At 48.2% G+C, this 22,915-nt stretch carries 7 protein-coding genes; 3 read left to right on the forward strand and 4 right to left on the reverse strand.

What is annotated here, in order from left to right:
• Positions 1-318: 318 nt before the first annotated feature.
• Entirely contained in the window at positions 319-1,548 is a 1,230-nt protein-coding gene (locus QZW47_RS09395) for a hybrid sensor histidine kinase/response regulator (RefSeq protein ID WP_293126394.1), read from the reverse strand.
• 350 nt (positions 1,549-1,898) lie between these two features.
• Positions 1,899-8,378 (reverse strand): PAS domain S-box protein, encoded by a 6,480-nt coding sequence (locus QZW47_RS09400; RefSeq protein ID WP_293126396.1) that lies wholly within the window; start codon positions 8,376-8,378, stop codon positions 1,899-1,901.
• An 877-nt stretch (positions 8,379-9,255) separates the two neighbouring features.
• Between QZW47_RS09400 and ppsA the strand changes: the two genes are divergently transcribed.
• On the forward strand, positions 9,256-11,733 hold the full coding sequence (gene ppsA, locus QZW47_RS09405) for a phosphoenolpyruvate synthase (RefSeq protein ID WP_293126398.1): 2,478 nt from the start codon (positions 9,256-9,258) through the stop codon (positions 11,731-11,733).
• A gap of 506 nt (positions 11,734-12,239) precedes the next feature.
• Entirely contained in the window at positions 12,240-12,563 is a 324-nt protein-coding gene (locus QZW47_RS09410) for a DUF6464 family protein (RefSeq protein WP_293126400.1), read from the forward strand.
• Positions 12,564-12,839: 276 nt separating this feature from the next.
• Here the strand turns inward: QZW47_RS09410 and QZW47_RS09415 are convergent, their stop codons facing one another.
• Positions 12,840-12,965, reverse strand: a complete 126-nt coding sequence (locus QZW47_RS09415) for a hypothetical protein (RefSeq protein WP_293126402.1) — start codon at positions 12,963-12,965, stop codon at positions 12,840-12,842.
• Between the two features lie 777 nt (positions 12,966-13,742).
• Between QZW47_RS09415 and QZW47_RS09420 the strand changes: the two genes are divergently transcribed.
• Positions 13,743-21,023: a DUF4347 domain-containing protein gene (locus QZW47_RS09420; protein WP_293126404.1), complete on the forward strand. Its 7,281-nt coding sequence runs from the start codon at positions 13,743-13,745 to the stop codon at positions 21,021-21,023.
• A gap of 1,417 nt (positions 21,024-22,440) precedes the next feature.
• Here the strand turns inward: QZW47_RS09420 and tnpA are convergent.
• On the reverse strand, positions 22,441-22,854 hold the full coding sequence (tnpA, locus tag QZW47_RS09425; protein WP_293126406.1) for an IS200/IS605 family transposase: 414 nt from the start codon (positions 22,852-22,854) through the stop codon (positions 22,441-22,443).
• Between the last annotated feature and the right edge of the window lie 61 nt (positions 22,855-22,915).

Genomic DNA, 22,915 nt, shown 5'->3' on the forward strand with positions numbered 1-22,915 from the left:
ACTGGCCCAAAATTATGACACTCTTACCGATATTACAAATCAACTCTGTTTTAAATCTACAACATTTGGCAGAAAAATAGCAAGGGGCAAGGCAAAACAGCGCGGATCGAGAATGACTAAAGTCCTGACTGCGAACCTAGGGAAATTACAGTGAATTTACGGAACAGGAGATTGTATCCGTTGAATTACTGAGAATTAACGCCAGTTTGTAGTGAGGACTTTAGTCCTTGCTTTGAGATAAAGAAGGACTAAAGTCCTCACTACAAACCTAATTATGAACTTAATTATAGTTGTACAACCCGACATGATTTTACTCAGTTAAGCCGATCGACTTTTCTGCTGTTTGGGAAGCACAACTGTAAATACACTACCTTGTCCGACATTGCTGCTAATGGCAATTTCGCCGTCAAAAGGTTTTAAAAGTTCAATGCAAGTATAAAGTCCGAGGCCTGTTCCTGTCGGTTCACCTTCGATTTTTTCCTCGCCTTTAGGTGGCTTTGAGGTGTAAAAAGGGTCAAAAAGTTTTGAGAAATTTTCAGGTGCTATGCCGCAGCCCGTATCTGCAATATCCATGTATATGCTCGATTCGTCTTGCCGAGTTACGATAGTTAGTTCCCGGCTTTTTCTTTCCCACATCGCATCCATTGCATTATTGATTAAATTATAAAATACTTGAGAAATATAGGAATAAATTAAGGGAATGCTCTCAATTTGCTCATCATAAAAATATTTTTTTCTAATTTTGTTTCTAAAATAAAGATTGCCTTCCAATAACTGAATTTCGCGCTGTACTAAATCGTTGATATTCACAGCCTGCAAATCTTGGTTTTGCTCTTTTCTGCTTTTCATCATCAGAGTATCCATGATCTGATTGATTTTTGTGACTGCTTGAGAAATATATTTAGTATAATTAAACAGCGATTCTTCTTGAATTTTTGTGGCTTGTGTTTCAATCAAATCGACGCTAGTCTGAATCACTTGCAGCGGACTTTTGAGGTTGTGAACCATTCCCTGGGTCAAACGTCCGATGATGGCTGTTTTTTCCTGGTCGATCAATTGCTTGGTTTTTTGTTCGACAAGTCTTTCCAGGTTGTGGTTGAGGTGGGCAAGTTCCAGGTTTTTTTCTTCGAGTTTTTTTTGCAACGTGCGGATTGTCAGGTGAGTTTGAATGCGGCTCAACACTTCTTCGTGCTGGAATGGCTTAGTGATGTAGTCAACGGCTCCTGTCTGAAAGCCTTTTACTTTATCCAGCGTCTCGGAAAGAGCGCTCATGAATACGATCGGAATGTCTCGGGTTGACGGGTTTGCTTTCAAACGCAGGCAAGTTTCAAAACCGTCAATTCCTGGCATCATGATGTCCAAAAGTATCAAGTCTGGATGGATGTATTCAATTTGCTCGATCGCACTTTCGCCGTCGAGAGCGACTAATACTTTAAAGCCGTAATTTCTTAACAGCTCGAAAAGTACGTCGAGATTGGTTTGGTTGTCATCAACAATTAGTATGATGCTTCTTTCGGAATTTTTATCGTTCATATTCAAGGGAAACATTAAAAAAATTTAGTTGTGAGCTGTCGGTTGTGAATTGAAATCGCATTCGGGCGATTTGCGGGGGTTCTCGAAACCTGATTGCTTCGTAGATGCTTCTATTTGCCACCGCGGTTGTAGGGCAATACTGTTGACTTAACAGTGTTTGTTTCCCGGATATCCGCCTCACATACCCCTTACTCTGCATCAAAAGCGGGGACGCAAGAGCAGGATCCTGTCCTCGTTTTTGAAAGGGGAGCAGGGATCGAACGGCGGGGGTATCCGGTTTAACCCAAGCGCATTGAGTTATCGACAATGAGAATTTGGGCGCGAGATTTAATTGATTTTAAGTTTTGTGTTAGCTACCGTTAATTTTAGGACAAGTGTTGCTTCAAAAAATCTCGAATTTGCTTGAGCTGAAATGTTTTAGCAAGTTGGCGCAAGTGATGGACGAAAGGCACTAATGTGGGGTCAGAATGTTCGAGTTTAGCTGTTTCCTCCAGAATAGCTTCTATATCGCCCATTGCAGCGAGTCTTAACAGCGCTAAGACCGACTCTGAGGCAGGAGATACCATCGTTGAGTCAGCAGCAGCAATGTCGGATGATGCTTTGGGAGTTTGAGGTTTTCGTTTTTTGGTTTCCGCTGGGTCTTCGTAAATCCATTCTAGTCTCAAATGCAGGCGCAATAATTCTAAAAGCTCGTTAGTTTGAATCGGCTTAGTAAGAAAATCATCACAACCTGCAAGTATGCTCTCTTGCTTGGTAGTCTCGTAAACACTAGCGGACAAAGCAAGGATAACCGCATCTTTTAATTTCGGCAACTGTCGCAGCCGCCGGGTAGCTTCCCAACCGTCCATTACGGGCATCAGCAAATCCATTAAAATTAGATCCGGTACAAATTCCTGTGCTTTGTGCAAGCAGTCTTCGCCGTCGGTGGCTTGTGCAATTTCAAAGCCCAAACGAGAAAGCAGCCTGTGCAGCATAGCGCGATTTACTTCGTGATCGTCCACGATCAGCACTTTGCGCTGGCCGCCGCTAAAACCGACAAGCCGGCGTTTTTCAGGTGCGGAGCGGATTTCGGAAGACTGGGCGACTGCGGGTAAGTCTAGATCCAACCAAAATGTGCTGCCTTGGCCGGGGGTACTTTGCACCCGAATTTGGCTCCCCATCATGGTGACTAATTTTTGGCTGATGGAAAGTCCCAGTCCGGTACCTTCGACGAAATTGTGACGATCGCCCACTTGATGAAAAGGCAAAAATATTTCTTCTAATTTATTGTCTCCGATGCCAATACCGGTATCTTCGACTTGAAAGCGAATTTTAGCAATTGGTAATTGCTGTTGATTTGGGGCTGTGGAGTCGGCTGTTGCTGCTGGGGCGATCGGCTGATGTTCCGCTGGTGGATTCAGCCTCAAATTTATCCTCCTGTCAGCCACCGGGGGCGTCAAACTGGAATTTATCGAGTTTGTTGCAGTTAAATTTTTAGCAAAATTCTCGACATAACCGACTTTAAATGTCACGGCGCCGCTCTTAGTAAACTTAACCGCATTACCCACCAAATTCATCAAAACTTGTCGCAGCCTTTTTTCATCAACCAACACGCAGCTTGGGATCTCAGATAGCGCCTCGTAATTAAACCGAATCCCTTTTTGATCCGATCGCATTTGAAACAAATCAACAGTACCTTTTACCAAACTCGGTAAATCCACTTCTGTGACAGACAGTTCCATTTTACTAGCTTCAATTTTTGCTAGGTCTAAAACGTCGTTAATGAGCGTCAGTAAGTGGTTGCAGCACTGGTGAGCGCTGTGCAAGCTCTCCTGTTGTTCGGGTGTTAAATTGCGATCGGATTTCAGCAGTTGAATGTATCCCATAATACCGTTCAAAGGCGTCCGCAACTCGTGGCTCATGTTGGCGAGAAAGTCGCTTTTAGCGCGGCTAGCCGATTCGGCAGCTAATACGGCTGATTGCAGGGCAGCTTCTGCTAGTTTGCGTTCAGAGATTTCGGTTTGTGCTTGTTCAAACAGCGTCGATTGCTGAATGGCGATCGCCAACTGCACCCCCAATTGTTTCAAGCAATCTGCCTCAATTTTTTGCCAGGGACGCGCAGCCGTGCAGTGGTGGGCAATTAACAGCCCCCACAATTTTTCGCCTTGCAAAATCGGCACTACCAGACTCGCTCTGACTTCGAGCTGAGCCAACAAACTCAAGTAACAGTCGGCGATACCAGCATTGTAAACATCTTCTGTGGCTCTAATTCTGCCATCTTGATAAAGAGGAACGTAGGCTTCCCCAAAACAAGGATCGTAAATTTCCATTCCAATAATTGAACGGGAATTATTATCAACCGACTCGACTGCGATAAACCCGCTCCAATCCGGTTTGAATTGGTAAATAACTGTCCGGTCTACTTGCAAAAACTGTCGTACTTCTTTGACTGCATTAGTGAGAATTTCTTCGAGATTCAGAGAAGAGCGAATGCGTTCTAGCATGACTAATGCCAACTGTTCCCGCTTTAATTGATGGCGCAAAAGTGCTTCCGATTCTTTGCGTTTTGTAATATCAGTAATTACTGCAATCAAGCCGATCGAATGGCTATTTTTATCTTTAATGGTGTCGGCTCGCACCAGAGCAGTAACAGCTTCGGCGCTCTTAGTACGCAGCGCAACCTCACCGCACCAAGAGCGACCTTTGCGAATGTTTTTGTAGATGTGTTTGTAAGTTTTAGGTCGGACGTAAAGGGCGGCACTATCCCTGAGTTCGTTGAGTTCTTCCACCGTGTAGCCGTAACGCTGAATAAAGGCTTGATTGTGGTAAATAGACCGCCCTTTCAAGTCAGCGATCGCGATCGCATCGCTGGTACTTTCCACGGCTTGAGTGACCCGCAGCAAAGCTAATTCTGCTGCTTTGCGATCGCTGATATCCGTCATCGAACCCACCATCCGCAGCGGGTTTCCGGCTTCATCCCAGACTGCTTGAGCGCGGGCGAGCACCCACTTGTAGCTGCCGTCTTTGCACTGCAAGCGGTATTCGGCTGCGTAATTGGGGGCTTGGCGATCGAGATAATCTTGGATTGTGGCTTGCACTCGATCGCGATCGTCTGGATGAATGCGATCGATCCATTCACTGTTGCTGCGGTCGATTTCACCCTCTGCGTAACCGATAATTTCTTGCCAGCGGGCCGATCTAAAAGCTTCATTTGTTTGAAGATTCAGATCCCAAATTCCGTCTTGATTGCCTTTAAGAACTAACTGCCAGCGTTCTTCACTTTGGCGCAATTCTTCTTCAGCTTGTTTGCGTTGAATGTGAGAACCCAACTGAGTCGCTACCGCCTTGACCAATTCTACTATACGCGGCTCCATAATCGATCGCTCGCGCTTGCAGAATAGTAAAACTGCCAGCACCTGAGAATTAGCGCGGATTGGCACTCCAAAACAAGCTTTCAATCCGACTGCTGCCGCGATTTGCGATCGGGCAAAAAATGAGTTATTGACTTCACAAACATCTTCAACCCATTCTATCTTTCGGGTTGACCAAATCCGTCCCGGCACTCCCAAGCCAGGAGCGAGTCGAATTTTGTTACTTTTGCGGCCAAAGCTATCTAAATCGCGATCGCTAGCGTACCAAGTTTTGCTGTGTTCCAAAACAGTACCGTTAGCAGCAGGTATCCAAGCTTCCCCAAAATTCCAGCCGATCGCATTGCACAGCAACCGCAGGATTTCAGGGAGGGCGCTGTGAAAATCTGCCGACTGACTAATTGCTTGACTTGCGGCCAACAACAGCTTAATTTCATCTTCTGCTTGCTTGCTTTCAGTAATATCAGTTCCCGTGCCGAGAATTTGTTTTAACTTGCCGTCTGCGGTTTTGGCAAACACAGTATCTCGGCTGACAATCCAGCGCCAAGAACCATCCCTGTGCCGGACGCGGTATTCAATTTCAAAGATATCCCCTTCTATACCCGTGGCGACTTGCTGTAAATAATCAGGCATTTTGAGCGCATCTTCCGGGTGCATTAAAGTTGACATCATCCACGGCCCCATTGCCTGAATTTCCTCAACTGTATAGCCAATAATCTGGTAAATAGAAGCATTTGCATAGATATTTTTTTGTTCTATCAAGTCGTCAACATACAAAATATTAGGACTTGCCTCAGCAATGCGATCGCCGAAGCGCTTGCTATCTTGCAACTCTGCTTCGGCTTTCTTTTTCGCAGCAATATCGCGAACAAGGCAAATTATTTCGCCATCCGGCAGCATTGTCAGCGACACTTCTTGAGGGAATTTTGAGCCGTCTCGGCGGCAGCCTAATGCCTCAGTGCTGCAATAACCTTGGCGGGCTAAAACAGGCATAATTTCCCGCTCGATCCTTTGAAGTTCTGAACCTTCATAAAATATTTTCCAACTTTTGCCCAACATTTCTTCTAGAGAACTGTAACCGTAGATTTTGAGCTTAGCTGCGTTGGCATAAATCACCTCTCCGCTGGGATTGACAATACCAATACCTTCGGAAGCCGCTGCCATGGCTGCGGCTTGTAGCTGGAGTTTTGACTCGAAACGTTTGCGGTTAGTGATGTCGCGGACGATCGCAATAATTTCGTCATCCGTGCTGAAGACAAATCTCGCTTCAAAATCGCACAGTGCATCTTTAACTGGGAGTTGATATTCGACTACTTGAATCTCGCCAGTATCGATCGCCTTTTGATTGCCAGACCAAATTTTTTCAGCAAAAGCAGCAGGCAGTATGTCCTGTGCTTTTTTGCCAATAAATATATTGTCCGGTACCAGCGTGTCGAGGTCTTTTGCGGGTTTAAAGTATACAAAAGTGCCGTCAGCGCGACAGCGAAAAATCATGTCAGGTATCGCGTTTAAGAGAGCGCGGTTAGTGGCTTCGCTCTTGCGTAATTCAGCTTCTGCTTGCTTGCTCGATGTAATGTCGCGGGCAACTGCATAAATCAAACCTTCTTCGGCAAATGGTGATACCGTCCACGACAGCCATTTATAAGTACCATCTTGGCAAAGATAGCGGTTTTCTAAGTTAATAACTGGGTTGCCATTTTTAAGTTCTTCTAATCTAGCTAGAGTTATTGCTCCGTCTTCGGGATGCAAAAAATATAGAAAAGGTTTGGCCATAAGTTGGGCTCGGCTGTAACCTAATAAATTTGACCAAGCGGGGTTCAAGCGTTTGAAATAGCCGTCAAAACCTGCAATGCAAAGTAAATCTAGGGAAATATTAAAAAAGCGATCGCGCTCTTGCTGAGTTTGTTTTAATTCAGTGACATCCATCACCAAACCATCCCAAACTATATCGCCGTTGGCTTGCTTCGAGGGTTTAGCGGCGCCTTGCAGCCATTTGACTCGCTCTGGCATAACTTGCCGCCACAGATGTTGCCACGCCTGCTGAGTCGTCGCTGAAGTTGCGATCGATCGCTGCAAGTCTGAGATGTCGTCGGGGTGAACAGTTGCAAAAGCCAAGCCAGCATCTTCTTCTATTTCTTTTGGGTGTAAATTGTAGAGTTGCCAACTGCCAGAAGAAACATAAGTAAAAGATGTTTGACCATCTACACTAAGTCGGTATTGATAAATCATTCCCGGCACATTATCCGTCATGATTTGAAATCGAGCTTCGCTTTCCTGCAACGCCATTTGCTGGCGCTTGTACTCGGTTACATCTCGCATTGTTCCGACCAACATTCTAGTGCCGTCGGCTTTGTTGAAAATACTTTTTTTAGTAGATATAATCCGTTTTCTTGCCGAAGAATCTGTAAAAATCTCTTCCGTTTCCTGAGGAATGCTTTTGGCAAATACTTGCTCATCTTGCTCTCGAAACAAATCAGCTTGTGCCGCGGGCAAAAAACCGTATCCCGACATACCTATCAGTTCCGAACGCCCTTTTTCCATCAATTCGCAAAAAGCATCGTTTAAGACAACCCACCTATGTTGCTCGTCCTTGACAAAAATCGGGTCAGGAGTAGCATTAATCGTGTGATTCAAAAACTCTTCTGATGCTTTTAAATCAGCTTCGTAGCGGTAGCGATCGCTCACGTCCAAAATTACTTTAACCATCCGGTCGATCGAGCCATCACGCCCGCGAATACAGCGCATAGAAACCCGAGTATAAACTATTTTACCGTCTTTTTTGCGCCACCTTTTGTCTAAAACATAGCCTTCGCTTTCCCCTACCAAAATTTTATTTAACTGCTCTAAACTGGCTAGTGAGTCTTCAGGAATGCCCCACCTCTCCCAATTTCCGTGCAAAAGTTCTTGGCGTTCATATCCGAGCAAATTGCACAAAGCATCGTTAACTTCCAACCACTGGCATTTTTCGGGTTCGGAGGGCAGATTTGGAGGAGCAATGATAGCAATTCCGACTAGGGAATTCTCGACTACCGAGCGATATTTTTGTTCACTTTTTTGCAAAGCTTGCTGATTGTGCTGCCGCTCGACTGCGTAGCGGAGCGATCGCATTAACACTTCGCTGTCGATTTTTCGCTTGACTAGATAATCCTGAGCGCCTGCTTGAATTGACTGCACGGCGAGTTGTTCGTCGTTGTGCGCTGTCAGTACCACGATCGGAGTATTCAGGCTGTATTCTTGCATTTTGACAATTGTACTTAAGTCTTGGCTGTCGGGCAGCGAAAGGTCTAGTAAAATTACATCAAAATGTTCGCCGACTAAAAGTTGCTGCGCTTTGCTGAGACGGTCTGTACAGCTTACAGACAGCCTTTGGCTACTCTGTCTGCTGACATTTGTTTCTAATAATAATTCTTCGATCAGATCGGCTTCGGCTTGATTGTCTTCGACCAAGAGAACTTTAAAGCCGTTTCGCTTTGCGGTCGATCTCAAAACTGATGTCATATACCTTTTTATTTGTCATAAGGCAGTCGAGACGACTATTATAGCATACAAATAATTGAACAACAAAAACCGCGATGGCAAAAAATAATTATTATTATTTAATTCAACAACTACAATGCTATACATAGACTGTGTTTGCGATCTTAGTTGGTAAATCTCATCAGAGGTTAAAATTTTACGGTTTTTATCACCTCGGTTTTTTGAGGGTACCCAAGTTGCTTGGCGTGGTTTTTTTTGGGCGATCGCCCCTAATGCTGAGTGTCCCACGCTCTAAACCGCCCCTTAATTGCCTTTAAACTACCAACACTTCTGCACAGCAACATCCTGCACCACCCGCACTCTCAGCCCCAAAATCGGCAGGAACAATGTTTGACCTTCACTTTTTCACTTCGGTTTTTCATGATAGCTTACAATCAAGAATTGGTTGAAAGCCTCTCCCTCCGTTTTAGGGAAAAATTAAAATCAGACTACTCATTACTCCTGTCCTCTTCCTTGCAGGTAGAGAGCCCCTCCTTCCATCAACTGTCAACTGTCAAGCGGTCAACTGCCAATTTTTTACTGTTTCCAACCAAATAAAAATTTACCAGCAGTATTGCAATTTAGAAAAAAAGTTATATTATTGAAAGAGAGGCAATCAAAAACTCTGCTGGATACAGCCTCGCGAAATATCGGATCAATTACGCAACAAAACGACATAAAAAAAATTACAGTGCTTGGTTGGCTGTCCTTAGTGCCGCCCAAAACCGATACACAGCTTGAAGAGAGAAGTCGCGAGCAGTCTCAAATTTTAGGCTGGGAGCGAGGAATCTGATTACTGCGCTGCAACGAAATCTCAAATAACTGACCTAAATGAGCTGAAATTGAAAGGAAAAAAGCCATGCTTGAAAAAATAGAGTTTCACCCAAAAGAAGTCTTAATTCCCAAAGAAAAAGCCTTAGTATTGTGGTTTAACGAAGTAGGCATCGCGGACATCCCGTTAGTAGGCGGAAAAAATGCTTCATTGGGCGAAATGATTCAACAGTTAACACCCAAAGGAGTCAGCGTCCCCAACGGATTTGCAACTACAGCACGTGCTTACCGCTACTTCATCGAGTCGGCGGGTTTAGAAGCAAAATTGCGCGAAATTTTTGCCGACTTAGACGTAGAAAACCTGCAAAACCTGGGACAAAAAGGCAAACAAGCACGGGCGTTGATTCTCGATACACCGTTTCCGCCAGAAGTGCAAGCGGCGATCGCCCAGGCTTACGATCGACTGTGCGATCGCTACGGGGACAGCACCGACGTAGCAGTACGTTCCTCCGCCACCGCCGAAGACTTACCAGATGCCAGTTTCGCCGGACAGCAAGAAACCTACCTCAACGTCCACGGCTGCACCAGCGTCCTCCAATGCTGCCACAAATGCTTCGCCTCTATCTTCACCGACAGAGCAATTTCTTACCGCCAACAGCGAGGTTTCGACCACTTGGAAGTCGCCTTATCCGTCGGCGTGCAAAAAATGGTGCGATCGGACTTAGCATCCTCCGGCGTCATGTTCAGCATCGACACCGAAACCGGTTTCAAAAATGCCGCCTTAATCAGCGCCGCCTACGGATTAGGAGAAAACATCGTTCAAGGAGCAGTAAACCCCGACGAATACTTAGTTTTTAAACCCACATTAAAACAAGGTTTTCGCCCAATCATCGACAAACGCCTCGGCACCAAAAGCATTAAAATGGTGTACGACATTGGCGGTTCCAAATACACCAAAAACGTCTCGGTATCCCCAGCAGAACGCGGCAAATACGCCCTTAACGATGACGAAATTCTGCAACTAGCAGAGTGGGCCGTACTGATAGAAGAACACTACTCCCAAGTGCGCGACACCTACACGCCGATGGACATTGAGTGGGCAAAAGACGGCAATACCGGCGAACTATTCATCGTCCAAGCGCGACCCGAAACAGTACAATCTCAAAAATCTGCTACAGTTTTGCGGAACTACAAATTGCAAGGTTCCAGCGCAATTTTGGCAATAGGGCGTGCCGTTGGCGAAGCCATCGGACAAGGTAAAGCCCATGTAATTTTAGACATTCATAAAATTGCCCAATTTGAAGCAGGAGAAGTTTTAGTTACCAACAAAACTGACCCGGATTGGGAACCGATCATGAAAAAAGCCAGCGCCATTGTCACAAATTCCGGCGGCCGCACTTGCCATGCTGCGATCATTGCTCGCGAAATGGGCATCCCCGCCATTGTCGGCACCGGCGACGGTACCCAAGTCTTGCAAAACAATCAAGAAATCACTGTTTCTTGTTCCGAAGGAGACGAGGGCAAAGTTTATGCCGGTTTAGTTCCCTTTGAAATTCAAGAAAGTGCGATCGACAATTTGCCCCGCACCCGCACTCAAATCTTAATGAACGTCGGCAACCCCGAAGAAGCTTTTGGTTTATCAGCAATTCCTTGCGACGGCGTAGGCTTAGCGCGGCTGGAATTCATCATCGCCAACCACATCAAAGCCCACCCCTTAGCACTGATTCACTTTGACGAATTGACCGACGAATCTGTCAAACGCCAAATTACCAAACTCACAGCACTTTACGAACACAAACCAGATTTTTTTACCGACAAATTAGCCTGCGGAATTGCTACCATCGCCGCTGCATTTTATCCTAATCCTGTCATCGTGCGGATGAGCGATTTCAAAAGCAATGAATATGCTAATCTTTTGGGAGGGCGGCAGTTTGAACCGAAGGAAGAAAACCCGATGCTCGGGTGGCGCGGCGCTGCTCGTTATTACGACCCGAATTACCGCGAAGCTTACGCTTTGGAATGCCTTGCATTGAAGCGTGTTCGAGACGAAATGGGCTTGACAAATGTGATTCCGATGATTCCGTTTTGTCGCACCCCGGAGGAAGGCCGCAAAGTGTTGGCCGAGATGGCAAAACACGGTTTAGTTAAGGGCGAAAATGGTTTGCAAGTCTATGTGATGTGCGAATTGCCGAGCAATGTCATATTTGCTGACGAATTCGCCCAAGTGTTTGACGGATTCTCGATCGGCTCCAACGACTTAACTCAGCTAACATTAGGATTAGACCGAGATTCTGCTTTAGTCGCCCACATCTTTGACGAACGCAATGAAGCTGTCAAGCGCATGGTGGAAATTGCCATCAAAGCCGCCAAAAAGTACGATCGCAAGATTGGAATTTGCGGCCAAGCGCCCAGCGATTATCCTGAGTTTGCTCGCTTCTTGGTTGAGTTGGGCATTGATTCGATTAGTTTGAATCCCGATTCGGTTTTGAAGACTTTGTTGGATGTTGCTAAGGTGGAGGCTTCCAGTGCGGTGATGGATTTAGCAGCCCTGGTTGCTAAGGTTTAACCGTTTTGGTTTTTGAGAGAAACCGGGTTTGTTTAAACGGTTCGATCGTTCCCAATGCAAGTCCTCTGATTTAGAGAGGACTAAAGTCCTCACTACGAACCTATTACGGGCTTGGTTGTTTTTGAACTAAACCCGGTTTCTCCTGTCTAGTTTTGTCAAATAACCTCGATCTGGTTCGATCGTTCGGAATGCGAGTCCTCTGATTTAAACAGGACTTGCATTCCGAACGATCGAATCTATTCACCGCAGCCCTCAACAGCCAACGCTTAACCCGCGGCTGGCATAGTTTGAGATTTAGCTGGGAACTTTCCCGATTAAAAACCGTCTGTCGGCTGATTATTTTAGGTTGGCGATCGTCTAAATTAAAAAAAATATTCCCCCACCAGCTCTAAAACTGTGCTATACCATTTTCAACAAAAGAATGCCACAGCAGGCAAACTCCCAACCCATATCCTGTAAGTCATTCCTAATTATTTAATCTCAAATCAAAAATCTTCAATGCGAAAATGGTGCTAACAGCTCTCCTGATTATTTTCATAGGTTTAGCTCCCTGGCTGCTGTCTTTGTGGGTGATGCGCTCGGCAAGCGGCCAAGCCCGCAACAGAATTGCAGCGGCCGGGATTGCGGTAGCAAATAGACCCCTGCGAACTCAACTACAAACGGGCGATCGCACCTACGTAGAAGGTCTCGGCTATCCGATCGGCGATATCACTTGCGAGTATAACGCCCGCTCTAATTACATTCGCTGCGCCGTCAATCCTTCTGGGCCCTGTCTTGATTGTCGCTACTACCAACCCCGAGCTCTTGACGTTTGCGGTAAAAAGATATAGGTTGTATTGGGGCTGGTATGTACGCGCATTTGCGGATCTAATAACCGATGAGTTAAGATGTACTTAAGTGTAGGGATTGTTGTTGGAACTTGTTCGGGACGAGCCTCGTCTAAACTAAGCATTTAAAACAAAATCGAGCAGTATTGCTGGGTTACAGTTGCCATAAATGGCGGATTGCGATAGGTGTTTTTCTAGTTGAGGACTCGGGTTCAGAAACCAGATTTAGATGATAAATCTTGGTTTGGTGGCTCGAAATCTAGAAATCGGGTTCCAAGTCTAGCCGTACATCCGGCAGTTAGGCAAATTGGCTAATAAAGATCGCAACGGGCTGACGGCAAAATCTGCTAGTAAATTTCTCTCAAAGATCATGAAAAATTCTGCATGAACAATTATTTCGAGCATTTACCTTAAGTAAAAACCCGCTCGAAGACTATAAGTAGACTGTTGGGGAAGTGGGTTATGGGCGATAGCAGTCTGTTCTGGCGATCGCAGCTCAATGCAGCCTCAAACCTAGATTGTTCTCTCATGACTCGACTGCAAGTCATAAATTTTTAAGACGCCTCGTCGATACAGGGTATGCCGATTTCGATTCAATCACGCGCGTTGGACACTGCGGGCCTAGTTATCTTACGGTATGCACTCCCTAGCAATCGTCTCTCTGATTAATGTGGTTGCTATTGCTTTCCAAGGTGGGCGCGTTCCTCACTTTCACAAACCGGGTTTGGGTTCTGGATCGAGGGCTGTAACGATTTTTTTTTCATCGATCGAACTCGGTTTCTGCATCCGGAAACGATCAAAATTTTTGCGGGCTAAAGTGCACTTTAGCGATCGACAGAAAACCTGATTTAGTAAAATTTTGATAATTCGTGCTATTGTCTGCTGTGGAATCTAACAGAGCCACCTGTCAAGCTCAACCTGCCAAGAAAACAAAGGCCAAATATCACCCGATAGATAGATTTTAGGAACTTAAAATCTCAAGCCTCAGCGCTGGCGCTGGCGATATTTAAAATGCTATCTAGTAGTAAAATAGCACATATTTATGCTGCGTTAAATCCGCGCCTCGCTATTTTTTGCATTCAACCTGTCGAGTCTATAACTCTGCGATTCAACCTGTTCAAGAGGTGATAATTATCATCTTGAAGTGGGTATATTATATACAATCAGCGAGGCAATTCAACCATGCAAAGCATCTGCAACAAACCAATTTTCCTAACCCAAAAACCCAAAAACTCCACCACAAGCATTGCTGGCGAAAACTCCCGAACTCAAGCAACTTATTGTTGTAGAGAAAAACCCATAAAAACAGCAAAAGCGGACTGGTGTTTAACGGGTAAAAATAATGGCGGGGGGGGAATTGGGCAGTGGGAGAGAGAATTTTTGCTAGCAAGCCAGCGTGCGATCGCCCCTGTGAAAAATATCCTGTTCCTCGATGGCGGAGTAGAGCACTACGACAGCTTAGCCAGAGGAGCAACAGCAGGTACAGAGGTATTTATACTCGACTCGACGCGAGATGGAGTCGAGCAAATTACTAGAATTTTGGCGGTTTGCAGCGATTTAGATAGCCTGCAAATAATTTCTCACGGTACAGAAGCAGCAGTGCAACTCGGGTCGATCGCCCTCGATGCCGAAAACTTAGAAGCCTACAGCCATTTGTTGCAGCAGTGGGGAAAAGCCCTCAGCGAGAGAGGACATATTTTGTTATTTGGGTGCAGCGTCGCAGCGTCCGAAAGCGGCGCGGCCTTCGTGCGGCGCCTGAGCTCGATTGTCGGTGCAGATATCGCAGCTTCCGACAACTTGACGGGGAGTGCAGCACTCGGCGGCGACTGGGAATTAAGATTTGTGACCGGGGAAATCAAGGCGAGGATCGCCATTGAACCATTCGCGATCGCAGCATACGCTGGCACCCTCGGCACATTAGTTAACGAAACTTTCAAAAACGCCACAGTCAGAGGGCCTTGGATTTACGGGGGAAACGGCGGTGCGCTGTTCGATCCGACCAACGGGCAGCCAGCATCGAGACAACCTGTCCCCGGGATTACCGGAGGCACAGTATCGGGGGTACTTCCGGCTTTGGGCGGGCGCAGTCCCGGCGATGGTGCTTTGCAATTAACTCCAGCAGAAAACACCCGGGAAGCCTTCGTCATCTACAACAACCCGATTTCTTCCACCGACGGCCTCAGAGTCCAGTTTGATTTTTTTTCCTACGGTTCCAGCGCGCAAACCAGGCTCGATCCGAACTACCCGATCGAGCCTCAGCCAGGGGACGGGCTGGGTTTTTTCTTCATTGACGGCACCGCCAGCCCGACCAGGACAGGGGGTTTCGGCGGTTCTCTCGGCTACGCTCAACGAAGCGGCGTACCCGGTATTTCCGGAGGTTATGTAGGGATTGGACTTGACGAGTTTGGCAATTTTTCCAATCCCTCAGAAGGGCGGTCGGGCCCGACGCCACCTGCGATTCCCGGCTCCGATATTGGTGCCTACAGACCTGATTCTGTAACGCTCAGAGGCCGTGAAGCCGACAATTATCAGTTTTTAACAAATACGATCGTTCCCTTCGGCATCGATAACATTCCCACGAGCATTACATCTAGCGGTAGTTTCAGCGATTTTAACTTCAGCAATACCTTCACGAGCGATCGCGATGCAGCCAAAAGATCCGTTCAAATTACCCTAAATCCATCTAGCGATCCGAGGAATCCCAACCGCCTCACCGTTGCCTTCGACACGAATTTTGACGGCACCTACGAGACTACAGTGATCGATATCCCCAACTTGGCAGCCATCAACGGTGCAGTACCGCCAATTTTCAAGTTTGGTTTTGGCAGTTCCACAGGAAGCGGCAACAACATTCACGAACTGCAAAACCTGGTAGTCGAGAGCATCAATCCTCCGAGTCTCTCGGCCGATGTGAGTACGATCAAAACAGGGCCGCAGTTCATCAAGCCCGGGAGCAGCATTACCTACACGATTACTACTGTAAACAACGGCCCAGCCCCCGCTCAAAACGTTCTGATTCAAGACGAAATACCTGTACAACTGCTGCTTCCGAACGGAGCTCCACCAGTGCTGAGTGCCTCGAACAACGGCACCTACGTCAACCAAACCAAGTCTGTTACTTGGCCGTTAATTCCGGTTCTCAATCCCGGTCAGACTCTCACTTACACCCTGACAGTTAATCTGCCGTCGAATTTAACTAGCAGCGATACTTTTTCCAACGTTGCATTCAGCAATAGCTCGACTTTTGACCCCAACCTGAGCAATAACAATAGCATTCTCCCGCCCGGGCAAGTCGATGGAGCCGGTCTGCTTCCTACCACGGTTACGGATATAGTTGCGGACTTAGTTACTACCAAAAGCGGCCCTGTGACTGCCCCGCTAGGCTCAACCGTCTCCTACACGGTGACGACGATTAACAGGGGGCCCGATGCAGCAGCAGACGTGGTGATCAGTGACAGTATTGTTCCGGGTTTAACATCGGTGAGCGTATCGGACAACGGTACCTACAACGCGCAAACCGGGATTGTCACATTCCCCACACTACCGGCGCTGGCAAATGCAGCTACTGCGACCCGGAATATCAGTTTTGTTCCCCCAATCAGCCTTACCGCCATCAGCAACACGGCTCGGAGCAGCTCGACAACTCCCGATCCGATCGCCACTAACAACAACGGTTCGCCCACCAACAAAGAAGGCACTCCCACCAACTCCACGGTGAGGACAACGCTTACACCCAACGCCGACTTGGCCACCACTAAAACCGGCTCTACCAACGCTACCCCCGGTAACCCGGTCAGCTACACGATCGCCACAGTCAACCTAGGCCCGAGTCCCGCACAGGCTGTAACCATCACCGACAGCATCGTTCCCGGGTTAACCGGAGTCACGGCATCGGATAACGGCACTTACAACGCAACTACAGGCGTTGTCACATTTCCACCAGTGGCGATCGCCAACGGCACTACAGCCACCCGGAGGATCGGCTTCACAGTACCGCTGACAGCAACTCTAGCGATTAGCAACACAGCCAGAAGCAGCTCCATCACTCCGGACTTAATTCCTGGCAACAACAACGGCACCAACCCCAATGCCAGCGTCACAACCACCATCGCTCCTAGGGCTGATGTTGCCACCCAAAAAACTGCTCCGGCGAACATCAATGCTGGCGGGACGCTCACTTATACAATCACTACCACCAACAACGGGCCGAGTGCTGCCACCAACGTAGTCATCACCGACAGCCTGATTCCCGGTTTAACTGGGGTCGCGGCGTCCGGCGGGGGAACCTACAACCCAACCACAGGCGTGATCGTGTTCCCGCCGATCGCCTCGATCGCCAGCGGCAGCAACCAGAGCCGCACCATCAGCTTTGTAGCGCCACCTACCCTGACGAGCATCACCAACGTTGTCTCTAGCCGATCGGACACTACTGACCCCAACGACACCAACAACAACGGCTCTATAGCCGCACCGCCTGGTGGGTCTGGGGGTAGAGTCATTACGACGATCGGTGCCCAGGCTGATGTTGTCACCCAAAAAACAGCTCCGGCGACCATCAATGCCGGCGGGACGCTCACTTATACAATCACTACCACCAACAACGGACCGAGTGCCGCCACCAATGTAGTCATCACCGACAGCCTGATTCCCGGCTTAACTGGAGTTGCGGTGTCCGGCGGGGGAACCTACAACGCAGCCACAGGCGCGATCGTGTTCCCGGCGATCGCTTCTATGGCCAACGGCAGCAACCAGAGCCGCACCATCCGTTTTGCAGCGCCACCCAACCTAACGAGCATCACCAACGTTGTATCGAGCCGATCGGATACTCCTGACCCCAACGACACCAACAACAACGGCTCTATAGCCGCACCGCCTGGTGGGTCGGGGGGTAGAGTCGTTACCACAGTCGGTGCAGCCCGCGCTGACCTGGTTACATCCAAGCTCGGCCTCACATCTGCTACAGCAGGCAGTCCTGTTACATATACTATAATTACCTCCAACAACGGGCCGAATGCTGCGGAAAACGTAGTGATTACAGACAGGATCATTCCCGGCTTAACATCCGTCAGGGCATCGGATAACGGCACTTACGATCCAGTGACAGGAATTGTCACCTTCCCAACAATTCCCAGCTTAGCCTTCGGTAGCAGCACCAACCGGCTGGTGACATTAGTAGTTCCGGCAACGGGCACCATCAGCAATACTGCCAGCAGCCGATCGACTACTTTAGACCCACAGCTCACCAACAACAATGGTTCTGAATCTCGCGCCACTGTCACCACCACCGTCGCCACGCAGCCAACACCCAACCAATCTCCATCAGCTACCAGCGGCAACGCTGCGCTACGGCCCAACAGCGCTGTCAACATCACCGGACTCGGAGGCACAGACTCAGACGGCACAGTGCAGTCCTTCACTATCAACACCCTGCCGCCCGCCAATCAAGGTGTGCTGTTCTTGGGCGACCCCGCAAACGGGGGAGTTCCCGTCACAGCAGGTCAGACCCTGACATCAGACGAAATCAAGCAGTTATTTTTCAAGTCGGCTGACAATTTCACAGGAGCGAGCTTTAGCTACAGCAGCAGGGACGATCTCGGTGGTACCAGCCCCGGGGCCACTGTTTCTCTGGTGTCGTCGCCGCTATCCAACCAGCCGCCGATACCTGCAAACACCAGCAAGACACTGCCGCCAAACAGCACAGTTAACCTCCAAGGACTGACGGCCACAGACCCCGACAGCTCGATCAACTTCTTCACCATCAACACGCTGCCGCCCGCCAATCAAGGTGTGCTGTTCTTGGGCGACCCCAGCCAGGGAATCCGGGTAACGGCAGGTCAAAGACTCAGCCAAACTCAAATCAACCAGCTATTCTTCCAAGCCACGGGCGAATTCACCGGCACCAACTTTACCTACACCGCCACAGACAGCCTCGGCGCCATCAGTCCAGCCCCGGCTACAGCATCGCTGCTACCGATCGTACCAAACGCCAACCAGCCGCCTGTCGCCAACAACACCAGCGTCGCTTTATCGCCAGGACAAAGCGTTAACATCCCCGGCCTCGGAGGCACCGACCCCGACGGCACGGTAGTTTCTTTTACCATCAACACCTTACCCCCGGCTAATGAAGGCATTCTGTTCTTAGGCGCTCCCAGCCAGGGAATCCGGGTCACGACCGGTCAAACCCTAACACCAGAGCAAATTTCCCGGTTGTTCTTCCAGGGGGCCGGCAATTTCACAGGGGCAAACTTCACCTACAGCGCTACAGACAACCTCGGCGCCACCAGTGCGGCAGTTGCCACGATCTCTGTCATTGCCATTAACCAACCGACACCAACACCCACACCCGCGCCAGTACCGACACCCACACCCGCGCCAGTACCGACACCTACACCCGCGCCAGTACCGACACCCACACCCAACCCCGAGCCAGTAACCACACCCACACCCAACCCCGGGCCAGTAACTATACCCAACCCCGGGCCAGTAACCACACCCACACCCGCACCAGTACCGACACCCACACCCGCACCAGTACCGACACCTACACCCGCGCCAGTAACCACACCCACACCCCCACCAGTACCGACACCTACACCCGCGCCAGTAACCACACCCACACCCCCACCAGTACCGACACCCACACCCGCGCCAGTAACCACACCCACACCCCCACCTATTTTCGGCGCAGTACCCGAACCGGATACCGGCTGCGGTTGCGACCCCCTGCCCGAGCAGCCTGCCTTCACATTTGTCCCACCCCAGCGTTCGCAACTACTCAACTTCGAGTCGAGCATCCCAGACATCACCGACATCCAAAACACGATTTTAGGGACTCCCGGCAACGATTTCTTAACCGGCAACGACTCTAACGAATTGTTGGTTTCCTTCACAGGCGACGACACAGTGTTAGGTGAAGGCGGTTCAGACATCGTGTTTGGCGACCAACAGCCAGACTTCATCGCCTCGGGTAAAGGCAACGATATCGTTTACGCTGGGAAAGAAAACGATGTAGTCTTCGGTGGGAAACAACAAGATAGGCTCTTTGGCGATCGCGGTTCCGACACATTGCACGGCGATCGCGGTGGCGATACCATCGTCGGCGACAACGGCAACAACATCGACCTGACTGGTAACGACGGCGACTTGATTTTCGGAGGTTCCGAAAGCGATTTCATTGCTGGAAATCAAGGCAGCGACACGGTTTACGCGGGCAAAGACGCAGATATCGTCGCCGGAGGCAAAGCAAATGACCTGATTTGGGGCGACAAAGGTTCTGACACTCTCTACGGCGATAGCGGAGACGACTCTTTGTTCGGTGGCGTTGCCAACTCACTCGATGGCGACCCCAACGGGCAGGATTTGCTGTTTGGAGGCGACGGTAACGACTTGCTCAACGGCCAGCAAGGTGACGATACTTTGCGAGGCGGTAACGGCCGAGATTTGCTGTTTGGAGGCAAAGGGGGCGATCGAATTTTTGGCGAAACCGGGTCGGATACTCTCTACGGGAATCAAGGTTCTGACACGATTCTCGGTGACTACGGCACCGAAAATAACATCACCATCGCTACGGAGGAAAGCGACTTAATTTTTGGCAACGACAGCGGCGACATCATCGGTGGCGGTAGCGGTAACGACAGTATTTTTGCCGGCAAGGGTAATGACTTGATGTTTGGTGGCAAAGGTAATGACTTGATGTTGGGCGAACTCGGTTCCGACACGATTATCGGTGGTGAGGGAGACGATTCGCTTTACGGCGGCTTGCAAAATCAATTAGTCAGCGATGTTAACGGCCGCGATTTGTTGTATGGGGGCGAGGGTAACGACTATCTCAACGGTGGCGAGAGTTCCGACTCTCTCAGCGGTGGTTTTGGTAACGATACTCTTAACGGCGGTAAGGATGACGATTTGCTGCACGGAGATGCGGGCGACGACTTGATTTACGGCGATGATGGCAGCGATCTGATTTGTGGCGATAGCGGCAACGATACCATTTTTGGCGATCGCGGGGAAAACCAGATCGGCCCTGTAGGCGCCAACGGCCAGCAAGACTGCATTAACGGCGGCAGCGGCGATGACCTTTTATACGGCAATGAAGGTCAAGATACCCTCAACGGTGATGACGGTAACGATACTCTCTACGGAGGGAAAGATAGCGACATTCTCAACGGCGGCGCAGGGGATGACTTGCTGTTTGGTGACGGTGGAGACGATACTTTAATTGGAGGTACTGGGAGCGATCGTTTTGTGTTAAGTAGCAACAGCGGTATCGATACTGTGATCAATTTTGCAGTAGGAACTGACAAGTTTGTCCTGGCTGGCGGCTTGAGTTTCGACTCTTTGCGCCTTGACTCCACTGCTAACAGTTATGTCCTGAAAGTTGCTGCCACTGGCGAGGTTTTGGCTAATATTTTTGGGGCTGACAAACCGATTACTGCTAGCGATTTTTTGATGGTTTTCCCCTAATACAGAACTCGTAAGCTGTTGCGGCATTTAAATTGTATATCAAAAAACCATCAAAGTCTTGTGGGGTGTCCCGCCCGCCCTGAATATGCAATTTAAATGCGCGACAGCTTAATGTATGTGAGGTACACCTGAGTAGGGACACGGCCATGCCCAAAGCCGTGTCAACAACCAGGTCAAACGTAGTCAGAGACTGCTGTTTGGCGGTTTGGCTCTTAACCCCCCCTAACCCCCCCGATGCTTTGGGGGGGGATAAGAATCTTCTCTTTCGTCTGCCTTAATAAGGGGGATGCGCGGGGGTTATAGGCCAATACGGTTTACTTAAGATGGTCATTGCGAGGAACGAAGCAATCGCAATGTCTATTTATCATCGGTTTTCCATGTTGTTATTTCTTAAGTGAACTGTATTGGGTTATAGGCTTGGCTCAAAGCGAGATTTATCATGACTTTTAGGCGATTGTTGACATGACGAAAGGCAATACCGCGTCCCTACAGGACTCTGGAACCTGCCCAATAAACCTGCAATCTGCGGTAGGAAATTTTCGGGCTTTTGTTGCAAACATCTCATCCTAAAAAAAATAGCGGCGGTACTTATTGCTCCGCAAATTAATCGGTTTGCCATGCTCAACACAACTTTGTCTAATACCATTTTTATAAAGTACCGCTACACAATTACCCCCCCCACCCCCCCTTACTAAGGGGGGGCTAAGAGTTCATTCATAGCACATCTTTAAAAAAATGGTATAAGGGAATTAAAACTACTTTAATACCTTCGATAATATCCAATTGTCTTTGACTGACAAACTTGACATTTTTAGCAAAGTATAGGTGAAAACAATTGGTAAAAATATCCGGTTTTTTGAGCCAATTCTACGGCAGCATTGAAACGAACGCCTCGGATTTCTATAGTGTCCGAGCCATGAACCGCAGGTTCCATAGGTTCGTAGTGCGGACTTAAGTCCGCAGCTTGAGAGCGGACTTAAGTCCGCACTACGAACGGGAGAATGAAAAAGTTGTCTATAATTGGTAATTCTATTTGATGTTGTCTGAATAGACGCTATTTTTTGTTAAGCACGAAGCCCGATCGCCCTAATTTCCATTAAGTTAAAAAATTTATCAAGCCGACTCTCAATTTTAGTGCTGCGGGCGAGCAATTACCAGAGCCGAAGGCAAAGTTGCTCTCATGTCTTGAGAGATATCTGCAATACCAAGCGCGTTGCACCGACACAGCTATTAGTTAATCTGCCTCGATAATGTGCGGTTTGTCGATCGCAAATTTAGCTTAAACAGTAAGAAGCCTCACGTCTCACCCGAAGGGGAGCGTGAGATGAATTGCGCGTGAGCGTTCGGGACAGTCCTCTGACCAATATTGAGCGTAAGCGAAATTAGGGAAGAGGACATGGAGGAAACGAACAAAATATTAATCTTCCGGGGTTTGTTGATTTTCAATATATTTTCGTAAAGTTGAAACCGTAACACCCCCGCAGCTTGCGACAAAGTAAGAACCATTCCAAAAAACATCTTTGCTGTAAAAACTTTCTAGGTGTTCCGTGAATTCTTGACGCAGCTTTCTTGAGGATACAGATTTTAAATTATTAACAAGCTTACTCAACTCTAAGTCAGGGTGATACTGAAAAAGTAAATGTACATGGTTGTCCTCGCCGTTAAACTCAACCAATTTACAATCCCATTTAACAAGTAGTTCTTCAAAAATCAGATTCAAGCGTTCCAGCATTGAGTTTGTGAACGCTTTTTTTCTGTATTTTGTGGTCAATACAAGATGCACCTTAAGGTCACTGACAGAACGCCCCTTTGAAACAAAATCATTTTTCATAACTTTTCTGGAATATCTTAAATAATTGGTGTATCGTAAAATAGTAACACTGATTTAATAA

The sequence above is a fragment of the Microcoleus sp. bin38.metabat.b11b12b14.051 genome, from assembly GCF_013299165.1.
Lineage (GTDB): Bacteria > Cyanobacteriota > Cyanobacteriia > Cyanobacteriales > Microcoleaceae > Microcoleus.

Bases quoted from the DNA above. Each gene is read 5' to 3' on its own strand.
- QZW47_RS09400 (WP_293126396.1), bottom strand. From the start codon at position 8,378: ATGACATCAGTTTTGAGATCGACCGCAAAGCGAAACGGCTTTAAAGTT.
- tnpA (WP_293126406.1), bottom strand. From the start codon at position 22,854: ATGAAAAATGATTTTGTTTCAAAGGGGCGTTCTGTCAGTGACCTTAAG.
- QZW47_RS09410 (WP_293126400.1), top strand. From the start codon at position 12,240: ATGGTGCTAACAGCTCTCCTGATTATTTTCATAGGTTTAGCTCCCTGG.
- QZW47_RS09395 (WP_293126394.1), bottom strand. From the start codon at position 1,548: ATGTTTCCCTTGAATATGAACGATAAAAATTCCGAAAGAAGCATCATA.
- QZW47_RS09420 (WP_293126404.1), top strand. From the start codon at position 13,743: ATGCAAAGCATCTGCAACAAACCAATTTTCCTAACCCAAAAACCCAAA.
- ppsA (WP_293126398.1), top strand. From the start codon at position 9,256: ATGCTTGAAAAAATAGAGTTTCACCCAAAAGAAGTCTTAATTCCCAAA.
- QZW47_RS09415 (WP_293126402.1), bottom strand. From the start codon at position 12,965: ATGCTCGAAATAATTGTTCATGCAGAATTTTTCATGATCTTTGAGAGA.